This is a genomic window from Okeania sp. SIO2F4, from assembly GCF_010672385.1.
Taxonomy (GTDB): Bacteria; Cyanobacteriota; Cyanobacteriia; order Cyanobacteriales; family Microcoleaceae; genus Trichodesmium.
On sequence record NZ_JAAHGT010000094.1, the window covers coordinates 1 to 16923 of the forward strand.

The 16923-nt window shown below is 35.3% G+C and carries 10 protein-coding genes and 2 pseudogenes; 4 read left to right on the top strand and 8 right to left on the bottom strand.

The window, feature by feature from the left end:
- The 4 genes from F6K22_RS41860 to F6K22_RS08780 all read right to left on the bottom strand — a co-directional run.
- A partial coding sequence (locus F6K22_RS41860) for a zinc ribbon domain-containing protein (RefSeq protein WP_363273145.1) occupies positions 1-221 on the bottom strand: 221 nt, incomplete at its 3' end.
- A 102-nt stretch (positions 222-323) separates the two neighbouring features.
- Positions 324-662 (bottom strand): RNA-guided endonuclease InsQ/TnpB family protein, encoded by a 339-nt coding sequence (locus F6K22_RS41865; protein WP_363273147.1) that lies wholly within the window; start codon positions 660-662, stop codon positions 324-326.
- 321 nt (positions 663-983) lie between these two features.
- Complete coding sequence (locus F6K22_RS41870) at positions 984-1100, bottom strand: helix-turn-helix domain-containing protein (protein ID WP_363273149.1); 117 nt, start codon at positions 1098-1100, stop codon at positions 984-986.
- Between the two features lie 290 nt (positions 1101-1390).
- Complete coding sequence (locus F6K22_RS08780; RefSeq protein ID WP_293095975.1) at positions 1391-1654, bottom strand: hypothetical protein; 264 nt, start codon at positions 1652-1654, stop codon at positions 1391-1393.
- A 113-nt stretch (positions 1655-1767) separates the two neighbouring features.
- Between F6K22_RS08780 and F6K22_RS08785 the strand changes: the two genes are divergently transcribed.
- Positions 1768-3864 carry an amylo-alpha-1,6-glucosidase gene (locus F6K22_RS08785; protein WP_293095978.1) on the top strand — a complete coding sequence of 699 codons (2097 nt, stop codon included), beginning with the start codon at positions 1768-1770 and terminating at the stop codon, positions 3862-3864.
- An 881-nt stretch (positions 3865-4745) separates the two neighbouring features.
- Positions 4746-6839, top strand: coding sequence for a sensor histidine kinase (locus F6K22_RS08790; RefSeq protein WP_293095980.1), 2094 nt, complete (start codon positions 4746-4748; stop codon positions 6837-6839).
- A gap of 1543 nt (positions 6840-8382) precedes the next feature.
- On the opposite strand, the pseudogene F6K22_RS08795 reads toward F6K22_RS08790, so the two are convergent.
- The 4 genes and pseudogenes from F6K22_RS08795 to F6K22_RS08810 form a co-directional block, all read right to left on the bottom strand.
- Positions 8383-8857, bottom strand: a pseudogene (locus F6K22_RS08795) (PCRF domain-containing protein); the annotation flags it as partial.
- 165 nt (positions 8858-9022) lie between these two features.
- A pseudogene (locus F6K22_RS08800) lies at positions 9023-9757 on the bottom strand (Bax inhibitor-1/YccA family protein).
- 1426 nt (positions 9758-11183) lie between these two features.
- Positions 11184-12497, bottom strand: coding sequence for an FAD-dependent hydroxylase (locus tag F6K22_RS08805; RefSeq protein ID WP_293095987.1), 1314 nt, complete (start codon positions 12495-12497; stop codon positions 11184-11186).
- A gap of 1020 nt (positions 12498-13517) precedes the next feature.
- The gene (locus F6K22_RS08810) at positions 13518-13880 is read right to left on the bottom strand and encodes a hypothetical protein (RefSeq protein WP_293095982.1); all 363 of its coding nucleotides are present in this window, start codon (positions 13878-13880) and stop codon (positions 13518-13520) included.
- A gap of 731 nt (positions 13881-14611) precedes the next feature.
- Here F6K22_RS08810 and tmk point away from each other — a divergent pair.
- Both tmk and F6K22_RS41875 read left to right on the top strand, forming a co-directional pair.
- Complete coding sequence (gene tmk, locus F6K22_RS08815) at positions 14612-15277, top strand: dTMP kinase (protein ID WP_293095985.1); 666 nt, start codon at positions 14612-14614, stop codon at positions 15275-15277.
- A gap of 859 nt (positions 15278-16136) precedes the next feature.
- Positions 16137-16265, top strand: a complete 129-nt coding sequence (locus F6K22_RS41875; protein WP_363273153.1) for an HNH endonuclease — start codon at positions 16137-16139, stop codon at positions 16263-16265.
- Positions 16266-16923: the final 658 nt, after the last annotated feature.

A 16923-nucleotide genomic window follows, 5' to 3' on the forward strand; every position in this document is an offset into this window, starting at 1 on the left:
GCGACTAATATATTTATTGCTGCATTCTCGTCTCTGTCGTGTTTGGCACCACAATTAAGGCATTCCCATTCTCGCACTTGAAGGTCTAATTTGCCTCCACGAAAACCACAACATGAGCATTTTTGAGTCGTCGCCTCCCAACGACTAATTACTCTCAAATCACGACCATACTTTTGTGCTTTTCCTTCTAAGAAAGTTCTAAATTGTCGCCAACCGCGCATCAGATATAGCTCTGGATAATTTGCGGTTTTTTACCATGCCAGAAACATTGTCATACCTCTAAAACAACTGTTTGGTTTTCACGAATTATTTTAGTAGATAATTTATGTAGAAAATCTGTCAAGCGTATCTTTTAATTTACCATGAAACTTAGCAACTCTAGCCCGTGCTTTTTCATACCTTTTAGACCCTTGAGTTTTATTAGATAATGACTTACTTAACTTTCGATACTTCTTAATCCGTTTTTTCAATGGTTTTGGTGCATCAATCTTTGTACCATTGCTAAATGTTGCAAAAGTTTTAATACCTAAATCTATGCCTACTGAATTATCAGTTTTTGGTAAAGTTTCTGGTTGTATTTCTACTACAAAACTAAGAAAATATCTATTAGCTGAATCTTTAATTACTGTTACTGAGCTAGGCTCACTAGGTAGTTTTCGCATAGCAGGCTACTTTCAGCTTTCCAATCTTGGCTAAATAAACTTTATCTTGGTGTACTTTAAACCCCCTCAAGGTAAATCTGGCAGTCTGCGCGTGATTTCCTGGTTTTAAATTTGGGAGGTTTTATGGCTTGGCCTTTTCTCTGGCCTTTTGTCGAACTGAAAAAGTTTTGATAAGCTTGGTTTAAATCATTCAATGATTGCTGTAATGGTACAACTGAAACCTCTGATAACCATTCTCTATCCTCCGCCTTTTTAGCTTGAGTAATAAACTGTTTTTGTAGTTCAGAGTTACCAGGTTTCTTCTCTCCTAATTTGTATTTTTCACGGGCACCAAGCTAGACTATCATTCCAGACAACACGGACACAACCAAATAGCTTTGCTAATCGGTATTTTTGTCCCGGTGTTGGATAGATACGGTACTTAAATCTAGCTTTCATAGTATGACTTTAAACTAACAATATGATAACATAGTTATTGAAGAAAAACCAATTTAAAAATCGCCCTAGAAGGGCTTCAAACCCCATTTTTCGGTGAAGCTCCAAAAACCAAGCGATCGCCAATATCACCCGCCAACATCTAAAAAATAACCAGAATTATCATTTTGTTAAGCTTCAAAAATTAAGTAGAAAGGGTAGCAAAAAGTTACTTATCGTGATATAGTGAATTTAGTGGTAGGGGTTGTTCGTCTGTGCGCATGATTTTTTATTCAACTGCAAAAAAGCGGAATTCAATTATGAAGGTAAAGGAAGCGATCGCTCAAATCAAAAGCCAAATTTGAGCAACGACTAGAATTTTTCATTCTGTGAAACTCCCAAAAGCAAAGGAAGCGATCGCTAAAATCGCAAGAAATGACCAGGCTATCATTCTGTGAAGCACCCAAAAAATTCTGATATACTAAAGTTATTGGTAGTAACTCGTAACTATACATGACTATTAAATCAACAAAGTTTAAAATACTAGAAAGAATATTCAGGATTAAGCGATCGCTCAAATTAAAAACGGAAAAAATCCTGGATATATTAGCTCAATCATATCGATATGGTATAAAGAAATCGGGTGACAACGAAACGCCTTGAACAAATATATATTGTAAGTAATATCTTTATGGTCATCAGTTTTGAACGAGAAAAATGTAGTAACCTCAAGGTAGCTGAATCACAGGAATGGTTAGTCACAAATGGAATAGGGGGTTACGCCTCCGGTACAATAACCAACCTCCTAACCCGTCGCTATCACGGACTACTAATAGCAGCTCTCCAACCCCCATTAGGACGTACTTTACTGCTAACAAAATTAGACGAAACTGCTGGATATAAAGATCGAGACTACCCCCTATATTGTAATCGTTGGGCGGATGGAACAATAAATCCAGAAGGTTATCAACAAATAGAAAGCTTCCATCTGGAAGGAACAATACCAGTATGGAAATTTACATTTGCAGACGTGGTATTAGAGAAACGAATATGGATGGAGCAAGGAGAAAACACAACTTACATACACTATAACTTTCTTAGTGGTAGCCAACCATTAAACTTAGCCATCAAAGGATTAATCAACTATCGGGATCATCATCATAATACCAACGCCAGCGATTGGAAAATCGACATCAACAAAACTAACAAAGGAGTATGTGTACAAGCTTTTCCGAAAGCTACCCCTCTATACTTACTGACATATCCTCAAATAGACGACAAAAACCTAGTATCTACACCTGCTAACGATTGGTATTACGGGTTTAACCTAGCAGTAGAAAAATATCGAGGACAACAGGAATTAGAAGACCACCTACACGCTGTCACATTTAATGCTCAATTAGAAGTAGGTAAATCTCTAACTATAGTTGCCAGCACAAAAGAAAATGCTACTACTAATGGCGAGAGAGAACTAGCTTTTCATCATAATTACGAACAACAAATAATCCAAAAATTTGCCACTGTCGAAGCACCTAAGTCAGAAGTAAAAAATCCAGTCATTAAATTCTGGAAATCATTTACCCAGACAAAAGATCAACCTACTGCAAAACCGACTCCAGACTGGATAAACCAATTAGTATTAGCAGCTAACCAATTTATTGTCGATCGCAAATCCCGCCAACATCCATACGGCAAAACTATCCTTGCAGGTTATCATTGGTTTGAAGACTGGGGTCGCGACACAATGATTAGTTTACCTGGTTTAACTATTTGTACAAAACAATTTGATGTCGCCCGGTCTATTCTGCTCACCTTTGCTGAGTATGTTGACCAAGGAATGTTGCCAAACCGCTTCCCCGACGGTAGTACTACACCAGATTATAATACTGTAGATGCCACACTTTGGTATTTTGAAGCAGTTCGTGCATACTATGAAGCTACAGGCGATCGCAAACTGTTAGTAGAATTATTTCCAATTTTAGCAGAAATCATTGACTATTATCGCCGAGGTACTCGCTATAATATTCAGTTAGATACTGATGATGGCTTAATTTATGCCGGAGAAGCAGGTTCACAGATTACTTGGATGGATGCCAAAGTAGATGATTGGGTAGTGACACCGCGTATTGGTAAACCGATTGAAATCAGTGCTTTGTGGTACAATGCTTTACAAATCATGGATAAGTTTGCCCAAAAGTTGGGTAAAGATAATTTAGATTATGAAAGATTAGCAAGGTTAATTAAGGAAAAGGGTTTTGCTCGTTTCTGGAATCAGGAGGGTGGTTATTGCTACGATGTTATAGATACACCTAATGGTAATGATGCTTCTTTGCGACCGAATCAAATATTTGCTTTATCATTGCCACGAATGGGTAAATATAGTTACGCTCCCCTTCTCACACCAGAGCAAGAAAAACAGGTGATGGATATATGCACTCACAAGTTATTAACTCCTTATGGGTTACGCAGTCTTGCTAGCGACGCTCCAGAGTACAAGGGAGTTTATGGGGGAGATATTTATCAACGTGATGGTGCTTATCATCAGGGTACTGTTTGGGGTTGGTTGATAGGTGCTTATGCTATAGCACATTTACGAATTTATAATAATCCAGCAAAAGCTGAGGAGTTATTGAAACCAATGACAGAGCATTTAATGGTGCATGGTGTTGGTAGTATCAGTGAAATTTTTGATGGCAATGAACCGATGACACCTCGTGGTTGTATTGCTCAAGCATGGAGTGTTGCAGAAGTATTGCGAGCTTGGTCAGTGATTAATCAGGTTAATTGAAATCAAGAGGAGATTTTTATTTAGGGCAGTATTTGGCAGTGAAGTAATTTTTCAAACCAAGGAATTACTTCAGTGCAGTTAAAAGTCATTTCAGTTATCAGTTAGCCTTCTATCGGAGGAACTGCGTTAACAGTACCTCTGGCTGAAGCATTGGGATTGAAATACGTATGGCGAATATTTTTTTCATCCCCTTGAAAGGGGAGGCTTGAGACCTTGTTTTCTCGTCAAAAGTTAAAAGAAAAGTAATCTTTGAATTTATTACTATCTACAGCGCTTTTCGCTCTTGATGAACCACATCGCCATAACCAAAACCTTGTAGGGACGTTTTGCTGACGCAAAGCTCCGCAATTCAAGTCGGCGACAGCCGAAACGCTGCGCGACATGAAACGCATTTTTGTTATGCAACGTCTGTGGTCTACCGCGCAGGAAAACCGCTGTAATATCATGTCCGGATAATTAGCGATAGAACTCCGTTCCGCTTACGCGACCAAAAAACTTTCTCCTTCTTCTCCTCTTCTTCCTTTTCCTTTTCCTTCTTCTTTCTTGTTTCTTCCCTCCTGACTTCTGACTACTGACTCCTGACTCCTCCCTTGTTATTTATAACTGTTCAACCGGACATGATATAACCGGACATAATATTACTTTATTCGCGGCTAAAAGTAGGTTTTAAATCCGGATAAATTCCTGATATGTTGTCAAAAAAGTCCAAATTTGTATCCTCTTATATCATGTTTAGATAATTCACTTATAAATAAAATCTAGCAAATCTCAAGAATTATTAATATTTCTGAAAAAATATAAAATGGCCGTAATAATAATTTAATTATGTTAATATAAACACAACAAAAAATTTAAAAACAAACAAACTAATTAATTTAACAATGTTAAGATACTTTTTTTTAAACAATTTAGATCGAACACTCCTACTTCAGGTAGGAGATTGCTGGAGAGACCCACCTCAATTAGTCTGGCTACAGACTACTTCAAATATCTTAATAACTTTTGCTTTTTATTCAATTGCAGCTTTAATCATCTATTTTATTCACAAGCGACAGGATATAGAAAGAAGTTGGATAATTCCTATCCTAGCAATTTGTATATTATCCTACGCCACAACCCATCTAATAGAAACTTGGAGTTTGTGGTATCCCAGTGATTTGCTTTCAGGTTTACTTCAAGCTGTTACTGCAATTATTTCTATATTAATTGCCAGTATAATAGTATTATTAATTCCCACAGCATTAACTATTCCTAGTCCAAATCAATTACAGTTAGTAAATGCTGAATTAGCATCAGAAATTCAACGCCGACAACAAGCAGAAAAATTAGTTCAGACCGTAAATGGGTTGTTAGAACAACGAGTCGAAAATCGTACTAGAGCTCTAACTTGGTTAAACAATAAGTTGCGTCAAACTGTTAAAGAACAAGTGCAAGTTAAGGAAAAACTACAACTGAGTCAGTTTGCAATAGAACGTTCTGCTGATGCAATTTTCTGGATAGCTAAAGATGGAAAGTTAATATATGTCAATGATGCAGCTTGTCATTCTTTAGGATATTCTCCAGAAGAACTGCTATCGATGACGATCCATGAGATAAACTCAGATTTTCCTAAAAATTCATGGTCTCTGCATTGGAATTTATTAAAAAAATGCGGTCACCTGAAAATAGAAGCTTATCATTTCAATAAACACAATAAGAAATTTCCAGTAGAAATAACTCTTAATCATTTGGAATTCAAAGGTAAAGAATATCAATGTATATTTGCACGAGATATTAGCGATCGCAAAAAAGCTGAAATTGCTCTGCGCAAGTCAGAAGCAAGAGAAAGGAATAAAGCGGAACAACTAGAAACGGTGCTCAAGGAATTGAGACAAACTCAAGCTCAGTTAATTCAAACAGAAAAAATGTCTAGTTTAGGTCAGTTGGTAGCAGGTATTGCCCATGAAATTAATAATCCAATTAGTTTTATCTACGGCAATATTAGCTATAGTAATCAATACATCAAAGATATACTAGAATTGATCGATCTTTATCAACAGAATTATCCTACTCCTGATGCAGAAATTCAATCTCATATAGAAGAAATAGAGCTAGGTTTTGTCAAGGAAGATTTACCAAAAATTATGTCTTCAATGCAAAGTGGAGCAGAACGTATTCGTTCCATAATTTTATCTTTGCGTAATTTTGCCAGATTAGATGAATCAGAAAAAAAATTAGTAAATATTCATGATGGGATTAACAGTACATTGCTAATTTTAAAGAATCGATTAAATTTAGTAACCGGATTAGCAACAGGGATAAAATCCGAGGAGATTCAAATTATTAAAAACTACGGAGATTTGCCGTTAGTTGAATGTTATCCAGGACACCTGAATCAGGTATTTATGAATGTTTTGAATAACGCGATTGATTCTTTAGAAATATCCATTTTATCGAATAGTTGGATAGCTCAAAATAAACAGCTAAGTCATACAGTTTTAGATATGAAAAAGTGGTCTCACATTCATAGCAAAACCACTTTAAATATCAGTTCAAAAATTACCAATAACAATCGGCAAACTTCTCTAGAAAATTTAGGCAATTCTCGAAAATATTGGGTTGTAAATAGTAATAAAAACTCCAACCAAATACTTGATTTAGCAAAACAAAACCATCGGGAAAAACTCAAAAAACCTACTATTTCAATTAGTACAGAAATTGTAGATAATAATTTTATATGTATTCGGATTGGTGACAATGGCTTAGGTATGAATGAGCAAATATCTAAACAAATTTTTGACCCATTTTTTACAACTAAACCTGTGGGTAAAGGCACAGGTTTAGGGTTAGCAATTAGTTATAAAATTATTGTCGAAAAACATGGAGGAAATATTCAGTGTAATCCTGCATTAGGAGAGGGGTGTGAATTTGTAATTCAGATTCCAGTCAAGCTGAAAAAACAGGAAAAAGTGACATCTTTTCAGAAAGCTGGTTGAAAAAGGTGTTAAATAGAAAGTGGCAGGTTTTAGGTGGGATATATAGCTGAAGTCAGAAGTTAAATTCGCAACACGGACTAGATTTGAGAGTTGCGAGAATGTCCGCGCTGGTAATGGCCATTGCTATAAAAAACACCTAAAATCAGGTGATGCAAGAAGCAAAATAATAACTATTCAACCGTACATGGTATTAATATTACCTCAATTCAAAACCAGATAAAGACTTTCAATATATGAAGATTCAGTAAAGATTCAGGAAAGATTTGTTTATTTTATGAAGATTTGATGAAATAAATTGTTAAGTTCTTGACATAAATACTGTTGTTCAGTAATAATAAATAATAGATTAATTAATTGGGTACATATCTAAGAGGATACCCTATCAGAATGCTTTCTTCATTTTTATTAAATAGTTTTTATCATTTGAACATATTTAGTTTCAATTCATTTTTATTGAATAGTTTCTACCAGTTGAACATATTTAGCTTCAATTCATTTTTTCAGGAAAAAAAGGGTAAAACCCAAAATTCGATGGCAATCTTGAAAAAAAGAACTGTAGGCATTATTTTGTTGGGAGTGGAAACCGAAACCTAACTCCCCTTACTACAGTTAAACTCCAAAATCCACAGTCAAGTGTAATTCCAAAACCTATTAATATAAGTCAGTTAATATTTTTGTAGAGACTTTCTATGGAAAGTAGATAATTCTAGATATATATAGGCTATTTATTAGACATCTCCAATAATAAAAAATAAAATCAATTATCGTACAGAAACAATCAATTATTTCCACCTAATATGTACTTCCGTTCCATGCAACTTCCCTAGCTACTACCTCTTTTATGGACAAGTCTATTAGGAGTTAGGTAGGAGAGTAAGAAGTCAGAATAAATGGCTTCAATACCATTTCTTATATCATGTCTCATTAAATAAATGTAATAAACAATCTTTCCACAACTTCGTAGGGACGTTGCATGCAACGTCCCTACATTGCGGTTAATTAATGTTACTTGATATTAGGTCGGAAATTATCTTTTTTGTCCAAGAGATATCTCCTCTAAAAGTATGTTAATCATAATTATTAAGTAACATTATTTTTTCAAATTGGTATTACAGAAATATTTCCTGTTGTTGAGTAATTTGACAGATAAATTAACTAATTGGGCGCATAACTACCATCAGATCAATTGTTTTATTGTGCAATCCAAGAGGAGACCCTGTAATATGCTTTCTAACTTTTTATTGAATACTTTCTACCAGTTGAATAAATTTAGCTTCAATTCATTTTTTCAGGAAAAAAAGAGGAAAATCCAAAATTGGATGGCAACCTTGAAAAAAAGAACTATAGGCATCATTTTGTTAGGAGCGGAAACTGAAACTAAACTCCCCTTACCAGAGTCAAATTCTAAACTCCACAGTTAAGTCTAAATATGGGGTTGGTGATTAGGTAATGCTCTTCAATATTTATAAACCATACAATTATATTTTTTTCATAGATATTTGAGACAAAAGCATTACGCATTGACCAACACCCTAGAAGATTTATGGTCTTCTCCCCACCGGGTATACATCCGCAGCAACATCTCTGCCCAATCTTGAGCATCTGTACCTCTTGCACCAGCATTAATAGTTACAACTGCCCCATTTTGGTGATAGAAACCAAATAATAATTACTGCAACTCCCATTGCTCTAACTTGCGGTTGAGACTAGAAATTGTCAAATTCGCTTCTGCAAGCAAAGATTCATCTGTTTCTAGTTCCAATAACTCAACGATCGCCCTAGTATCTTCCAGATTATTTTGCCATTGTTGATATTGCTGGAGATGGGATTTCAGATCGTTAAGTTCTTGCAGAGTATTTTGTGCGGTCGTTTGGTCATCCCAAAATTCCGGTTGAGCTGCAATTTGTTCTAAATCTTGGATTTTTGCTTTTAGTGCGGGAATGTCAAAGATAGTCCTGGGTTGTTCTCAGGCGAGAAGACAAATTTTCTATTTTTCGTTTAATGTCTAATACTTCCATGGCGATCGCCTCCTAATCAAAAAAGTTTTTGTTTGTTGTTGTATTAAGCGCCCCCCTAGATATATTTGGAGGTAGGCTAGAAAGTTCTAAGTTTTAGGGAAAATACTAAAAGTAGGGGTTTAGTAACCAAACCCCACTCATCAACTACTTACTGCTATTAATAACCTAGTCGCGACCACCACCACTAATTGCAATTATAAGTTGCAGAATAAAGATAAATAGGTTGATATAGGTTAAACACATTGAGAGAGCTGCCGGAATATACTGATCGTCGCGATAAGTACGGGGCAAAATGTAGAAATCTACTACTGCAGCACCAGCAAATAAAAATACACCAATCCCAGAAATAGCTATTTCTAACCAACCTGCTGTATAAATACCGAAAAAGCTAAAAATAACTTGGCCGACAACTGCCACTAATAGAGCCATTATTCCCAGGCTCACAGTTTTTGTCAAGGCCATGCCATCTTCTTCAGACAAATTTGAGCCTATTTGACGAGCTGCAATAAAGGTGACACCACAACCCAGGGCAGCAAAACCTACTCCCTCAAGACCTACTTCTTGGGTACTTAAAGCTACATATACTAAACCACTCAGAGTATATCCGGATAGCAAGCTATAAGTAGCCAATAAAGGTAGAGCTACATTGTTATTGCCCTTTTCCGCAATTCCACGAGCAACAAAAAATACGACTAATTCTGCTATGAGGGCTACCCAGAAGGTATTCATAAATATACCTGGGTTAGAGGTTAAGACTCTTAGTTAACTAAATGTACCTACTGCTGTGAGGACTAGGCCACCCCCTACAAAAGGTAAAGCATTAGCAATGACATTAGGGCTAACTAAGGATTGGCCTTGAGCCTCACGCATTGCTTGACGGAAATTACTGGTATTAGCCATGATAGTTTCTCTTATTTATAGGACTTACGCAGAGACCACACATATAGCGTAAAAACTATATCGTTATAGTTTTTGAACTCTATACATAGTAGCTTTGCGTAAGTCCTGTCTTAGTTAATCAAAAATGATTTCTATATATATATGTGACACCTGAGTGAATTTTGTGTAAATACCAGATTACCGACTATTTGTCAATTACTTTGTACATACTTTGCATAACTTATTATCTTAGCGAGAAAATTCTGTTTTCACTCGGTATAAATCCCTGGGTAACATTACTTGATTTTTCGGTACGATCAGTGGAATTCTGGTTGGAAATCTATATAAATCCTTTTTTCTTCATTTTTAATACATATAGCGTAGGTACGATCGATATCGTAGGTGTGAGATAGTAATGGGCTTAATCGTAAATACTTGGTTGAATGTAAAAAAAATTACAAGTTTTTGATAAAATATCTCTGCTGAAACACCATTGAATTGAGTGAAATTCCAGGAGGGTTTTTTAAAGATTCAGTAAAGTTCCGGAAAAAGGGTTGCAATACTTAAGTGGTGTTAGCTAGATTTATAGATGTAGTCAGATAGAAATGCCATCCAATGAAAGATACAACTCAAATCGCTGCTTCCATTGTGTTAGAAATAACCCAAGTAGGAGCAGCGCTTATTACCTTATCTACTTTCACTTTGTCTTTAACCCTTCTACTTACTCCTATAGCTATATTTTGTATAGCTTACAAGTACAGGGTTTTTGAATTAATTTAAGTAAGTAGAAGCCGATCGTGTAAATTTTAAATATCCTAGAATAGGAAGATTACTATCAATCTTCCTATTTCTTAAGTCAAATAATACTTAGTTACTTGAACCGTACTTGAGACTAACTCGCTTGCATTTTTTCCTATTAGAAGCGTTTCATATTTAGGTATTGAAGGGTTAATACCTACATAATAATTTTGTTATATTTATTGCTTTTACTCAGCTAGAATTACACTAATAGAATCTTACTTTTACTCACAAGTTATTGATGAGTTACAATTATACGATGTGCGGATAATGAGCAATCAAAAGTTTTTCTTTGCAGTAGGACTTTAGCCCATCAAATATCTATCTTTGATCCATAAAAGTCTAAAGTAGAAAATAATTACAACAATGATTTATGTAACTCTTATTTAAAAAGAGCGCTACTTTTGTCCTTAGTGCCATCCAAGTACAAGTAGCAGCAGCGCTTATTACCTTAATGTCTTTATTCTATGCTATTTACTTTATATTTATATGAAGATTGGGTAAAGATTGCCAAAAGTTTTATGAAAATTCGGTAAAGATATAATAATCTTGGGACTAATACTCCCAATTTATAAATAGACTATGAAAAAAGTCAACCTAATGTAGAGAAGTTCCATATAACATCTCTACATTATCTATTATTACATATCTACTTAACTGACAATATCTGAGCTAATTCTGGATGACGACCAAATAAACCAGTCATCACCCGCAAAGCTAAAGATTTAAACATCGGAACTATTCCCATCCCCCATAAACCTAAACGACGAACCGCCACTATAGGCAACAAAGTACCAGAAAACATTCTATCCAGAAAATCAGTAACCCCTAAAATTACTAAATTCTCCTTCCTCCGCCAACCTTCATAACGCTTCAATACCCTAATATCCCCAATATCCTCACCTTGTTGATGAGCAGCTTTAATAACTTCAGCGATCGCCCCCACATCTCGAATACCCATATTCAAACCTTGACCCCCTACCGGATGACAACAGTGAGCAGCATCCCCTATCAAAGCTAGACGATGTTGAACATAGCGATCGCTCTGCATCAACTGTACCGGAAAAACGTAGCGATCGCTCAACAACTCCAACTTACCCAATAAACCAGCAGTGCGATACTCCAATTTTGCCAAAAATTCGTCTTTATCTAACGCCTGCAACGCCTTTGCCTCAGCATGAGGAGCCGTCCAAACCACCTGACAACGATTTCCCGGTAACGGCAACACCCCCATCGGACCACTTGGCCAAAATCTCTCAAAAGCAATATTATTGTGAGACTTTTCTGTTTTTATTGTCATTGCCACACAAGACTGCCAATATTTCCAACCATGAGTACCAATACCAGCAGTTTCACGAATAGGAGACCTCGCTCCATCCGCTCCTATGACTAACTTAGACCGAACGGTAAAAGTTTTTCCCTCACCAGATAAATTATCTGTATCCTTGCGTTTCAGTTCAACTTCTACAAAATCAGATTGATAATTTACCTGTAAAACTTCTGTCGGACATAACCAGGTAAGTTGCTCAGAGTCCGCCAAAAATTCTTGCATTGCCGTCAGCATGACTTGATGTTCTCCCACATACCCCAGTCCTTCCTTTGAGGTTGGTTTTTTGCCAGTGGCAGCCAAATCATCAGGATAAAATTGGACAGTGCGGGGATAGTTACCATCAGAAAGACTGATTTGTCGATATGTACTGATTTTAGGCAAAATTTTTTGCCAGACTCCAATACCATCCAATATTCTGCCAGACATTACCGAAAGATTATAAGCAAGTTTCTTCGCTGCAACTACAGATTTAGGTTTAGTCTCAACTAATGCCACTTTTAACCCAGAATTTTTTAGGGCGCAAGCAAGAGCAGTGCCAGCAATACCCCCACCAACAATAACCAAGTCGTAATCTAATTTTGGCGTAGTGGTTGTTTCAGACAGAGAATTTGAGGAAAGTTGCTTCTTTACCATATTCATCAAAAATAGTCAAGGATATACCTAGTAATTTGTACTCTCCTAATATTGTGGCGCAACTTTTAGAAAATATCTGAGAGATTTGTGACTGAACAAGGAGTCAGGATTTTTAGAAGGAGTCAGAAGTTAAATTCGCAGCACGGACTATATTTGAGAATTTGAGAATGTCCGCGCCAGTAATGGCGACTACTATAAATTCAAAAAAGGCTTTCCAATTTTTTATCTGTTTAGGACTTATATCATGTCCGGCAGTATCGGTATTATAAAGTATGGTTCAATAATGGATAATGGATAATGGATAATGGATAATTACCTCTCCCTAAAACGGATTGGATTGAATAAAAGGAAAATTTTTTCTCTCTTGGTCGATTGGAGGCAAGCGTTCGCGTAGCGTCCCGGAGGGAACGGAGACCTCGCCATCCCATCCTGACGGAATGCTCCGCTTTCCGACCGCTTGTTTCTCCACAGCGAGTGAGAGGCTTTAAACCTTAATTATTCGGTAAGAGGGAAGAGGAAAGAAGGCTTGAGAGGAGGAAAAAACTGAAACGCTTGGTAGATATTTCCTAAGCTTTTACACGCTCCGATACCAACGAACATAATATTATTATGTTCGGTTAAATACTTATAAATAACTGGTATAGCAGTCGAAGCAAAGATTAGGACATTTCTAAATCCTGAAATCCTTTGACAGTTTACTATTCCCTCCATACCTATTCCCTCCATACCTATTCCCTAGCGCTATAACAGGTAACAAGAAACAGGGGTAGAGTAGGGACTTGCCATTTTGATTGAAACAAAAAATTGTGTTTGTTTGAACCTGATATATTCATTCCCTTGTTACATTACAAATAATTCTAACTAAGGTTCATTTACAGTGACGAAGATAACATTTAATGTCAGATTTAATCTTGACTAAACCTCGTCTAAGTTGAAACCCGTAGTTTTTCTTGAAATGCTTCTAGGTGATTTTTATCCATAGGCGATCGCTAATGATAAGAGCTGTAGAGTTGTCACAACTCAAATAGAACTGTTGTATTCAATAATGCTCTCTAAAAGTTCCCAATTAGAATTTTCTACTATCAACTTAGTTAATAAATCAAATACTTGACGGCAATGGTTATCTAATTTTAAAGCCAGTTCTTCATTTCTAATAACTATATTTATTCTGGTCTTTTCAGTAGTATTAGTTAATCTATCAAAAGTTATGTCTATAGTGACAAGTTTAGAGAAAGAAACTTGACCTGGAAATTCACGAGCAATTAAATAGTCTCCTCGATTATAAATAATTTCACAACCACAATAACTGAAAATCTCTGTAAAAATTGGTTGTAAATTTTCTATCTTAACAGCAACAGTAAATATACCAGTGTAACGAGCCATAAACAACTCCAAAGATCGACCTGACTTCTTGAATTAAAGAAATATAATATTAATTACCATGGATTAATGCTATACTTAGATGACACTTCAATTATTAAGTAATTAACACGGGCTGAATAAATTGTTTGATAATTATTAGCCACCTAATGTGTTAATTATTCATATTTTTACTTCTCTGTACGGACGTTGCATGCAACGTCCCTACCTACTCCCCTACTTTCACAGGGGTAGTTTTTTTACCTTTGATCTAAAAGAAGTGTGGGGAGAGGGGGAAGAGGGGGAAGAGGGGGAAGAGGGGGAGGAGGGGGGAGTTTATAGCTATTTATTGTCTAAAAAAGTACATTTTTTTGAGAATTTTTAACTGAATCAAAGCGAGGGATCGCTGCTTTGTTAAAAACCTACCCCTGTAAGACTCCCCTGCTCCCCTCTCCGCGACTCAAGAAAATGTAGAAAAGTTTTTGAGAAATGGTATAAGTAGGTTGGCACAAATAATTAGTAAAATGGAAATTACTTTGAAATCTCCAAAATAATTGAGATTTCTTCCCTCCACTCTATTCCTGTCGCTTCGGACATAGTTCATTTAATTACGCCTACCTACTTAAGTAGTGGCTCCAACAACCAAAATATGAATATTATAGATTATAATAAAATAGTTTTACTTGAAATGTAAATAGTTTGATAATTATTAGCAAAGCTCAAAAAAATTAATTATATACAATAGTTGATGCAAAATGATAGGTAAGTTAATAGTCTTTGAAGGTGTAGAAGGAGGGGGTAAAACCACTCAAATTAAACTTTTAAGAAATTGGTTATTAGAAAAATGGCGGTCAGGTAAACTTTTCTCAAAATCTCCAGATTTAGAAGTAGTTATCACACGAGAACCGGGAGGAACAAAAGTTGGTAAGACTTTACGAGAGTTACTTTTAAATGCAGATGTATCTGGAGAACAAATTCAAGAAAGAGCTGAATTATTATTATATGCAGCAGACAGAGCGCAGCACATTGACACTTTAATTAACCCATCTTTAGAAAGAGGAGCTATAGTTTTGTGCGATCGCTTTATTGACTCGACTATTGCTTATCAAGGATATGGCCGAGGTTTAGATTTGCCATTAATTCAACAACTTAATCATATCGCTACAGGTGGCTTAAAAAGTCATTTGACTTTCTGGTTAGATATTGATGTAGAAATTGGTTTAACTAGAGCTAAAAATAGAGGCAAAATTGACAGGATGGAACAAGCAGATATTCAGTTTCATCAACGGGTAAAAAAAGGTTATCAAGAATTAGCGAAAAATAATCCTTTAATAGTACGAATAGATGCTAATTTAACCATAGAAAAAGTGCAACAGCAAATTCAAGAAATGATCGTGCAAAAATTCCAGCAATGGGAGTAGATAGCTGAAGTCAGAAGTCAAAATTCAAAACTTAGAGGTTAGAAGTAAGATAATAGTTTTGACTTGAGCTGATAAGGTAGTTCCTCTGTAATAGGCTAGCTAAATACTTAAAACTATATATTATATTATAGAGAATATCATGTGCAGATATTACTTATAATTTATACTAGTTAAAAAAAGAATGCTATGAAAACTGCATCTCGATCAGAGATACTTAAAAAGAGCTTCTCCAATTCATTTGAGAAAGCTATATCTATCATTTTCCCTTTTTTTCTTCAATCTTTATTCTAACTTGAGTCTCTCCTAGATAACCAAAGCCTTCTTCCCTCCGACCTACTCCCGTTGCATGCAACGTCCCTGCCATTTCCAACAAACATTTATTACGCTTGGTATTAATTAGGCTCGTAGTTTTGCTCTAGAACATAAATACAAACAAAGACTTTTTTATAACTAATTATGCAAACTTAACCTAATACAATTTCTTGATCAAACTGCACTTAATAAAATATAGGTGAATTGAGAAGTCAGCTTTATTTGTTTCCATCAAATATTTATGGTATGTTCCCGATAACTTGGTAAGCATTCAGCGGTCAGCTATTAGCTAGCCTCCTGCGGAGGAACTGCCTCTTGCAGAGGAGCTTCGCTAACGTTAACAGCTTTATTACTTTTAAGGGAGGAAAAAGTAATTGAGAGATTTCAAAGAATTAAAAGTTACTGTAAAAGTCCATTAGTCAACCTTAATAGTTTATCGAATCACATAGTTCATTTTCATTGCTGAGAGCTGACCGCTAATAGCTGAATGCTTACCTTATTTCAGATTACATTTTGATTCATAATTATCAGGATATATTTGCCAGATTTGCAAAATGGTGATAAAGGTTTCAAAGAACTGAAAGCTGACCATATTTACCCTGTTAGGAAAGGTGGTTTAACAACTTGGAATAATCTACAACTTTTTTGTATTTATTTTAATAGTAAAAAAAAGTAACAAGTTAAAGTAGCAAAAGTTATACATATTTAAGTTTTAAGCATTATGTAGCAATATGAAATAACTCACAAAAAAAATAGATAAAAAATCTGATCAAAAGAAATATTAGTCAGGGTATGTAATCCAAACTTATGTCTTATTGATTAAGACTTTTGTCTGGAACTCTTATGGCCTAATATTCCTATCACCAAGCCCTACTTAACAAAATTTATTATTTTTTCTAAGATAAAAGACCATAAATCTATAAAATAAAATTTTGTAAGCTTTTTTAATAAAAGCAAGGAGTTAGCTTAAAAGATTTTACCTTGAATATAGATAAGTAAAAGCTAGAAAGTAAAAATAGCTAAAATACCTACTTTACTTTAGCCTCAATATTTATATCAAATTACTGTTACAAAAACCTAAATTTAATAGTAATAGTGAAACAATGATACCAATAAATGAGGCATCTTGGACGAGGCAATACCTAAAGATCAAACTCAACCTAGTTGTGAAAAACGTTCTAGCATCATACCTATCAAAAAAAGGTATAAATTTAAAATGCTAATGCAGAAAATATCAAAATCAAAAATTTGATGTCAACCTACAGTATTTTAACTGTAGAATTTCAGCCAATATGGTGTTATTTAAAGGGTATTGTGGGAAACACATAAACCTT

Bases quoted from the DNA above. Each gene is read 5' to 3' on its own strand.
- F6K22_RS41865 (WP_363273147.1), bottom strand. From the start codon at position 662: ATGCGAAAACTACCTAGTGAGCCTAGCTCAGTAACAGTAATTAAAGAT.
- F6K22_RS41870 (WP_363273149.1), bottom strand. From the start codon at position 1,100: ATGAAAGCTAGATTTAAGTACCGTATCTATCCAACACCGGGACAAAAA.
- F6K22_RS08785 (WP_293095978.1), top strand. From the start codon at position 1,768: ATGGTCATCAGTTTTGAACGAGAAAAATGTAGTAACCTCAAGGTAGCT.
- F6K22_RS08790 (WP_293095980.1), top strand. From the start codon at position 4,746: ATGTTAAGATACTTTTTTTTAAACAATTTAGATCGAACACTCCTACTT.
- F6K22_RS08805 (WP_293095987.1), bottom strand. From the start codon at position 12,497: ATGGTAAAGAAGCAACTTTCCTCAAATTCTCTGTCTGAAACAACCACT.
- F6K22_RS08810 (WP_293095982.1), bottom strand. From the start codon at position 13,880: ATGGCTCGTTACACTGGTATATTTACTGTTGCTGTTAAGATAGAAAAT.
- tmk (WP_293095985.1), top strand. From the start codon at position 14,612: ATGATAGGTAAGTTAATAGTCTTTGAAGGTGTAGAAGGAGGGGGTAAA.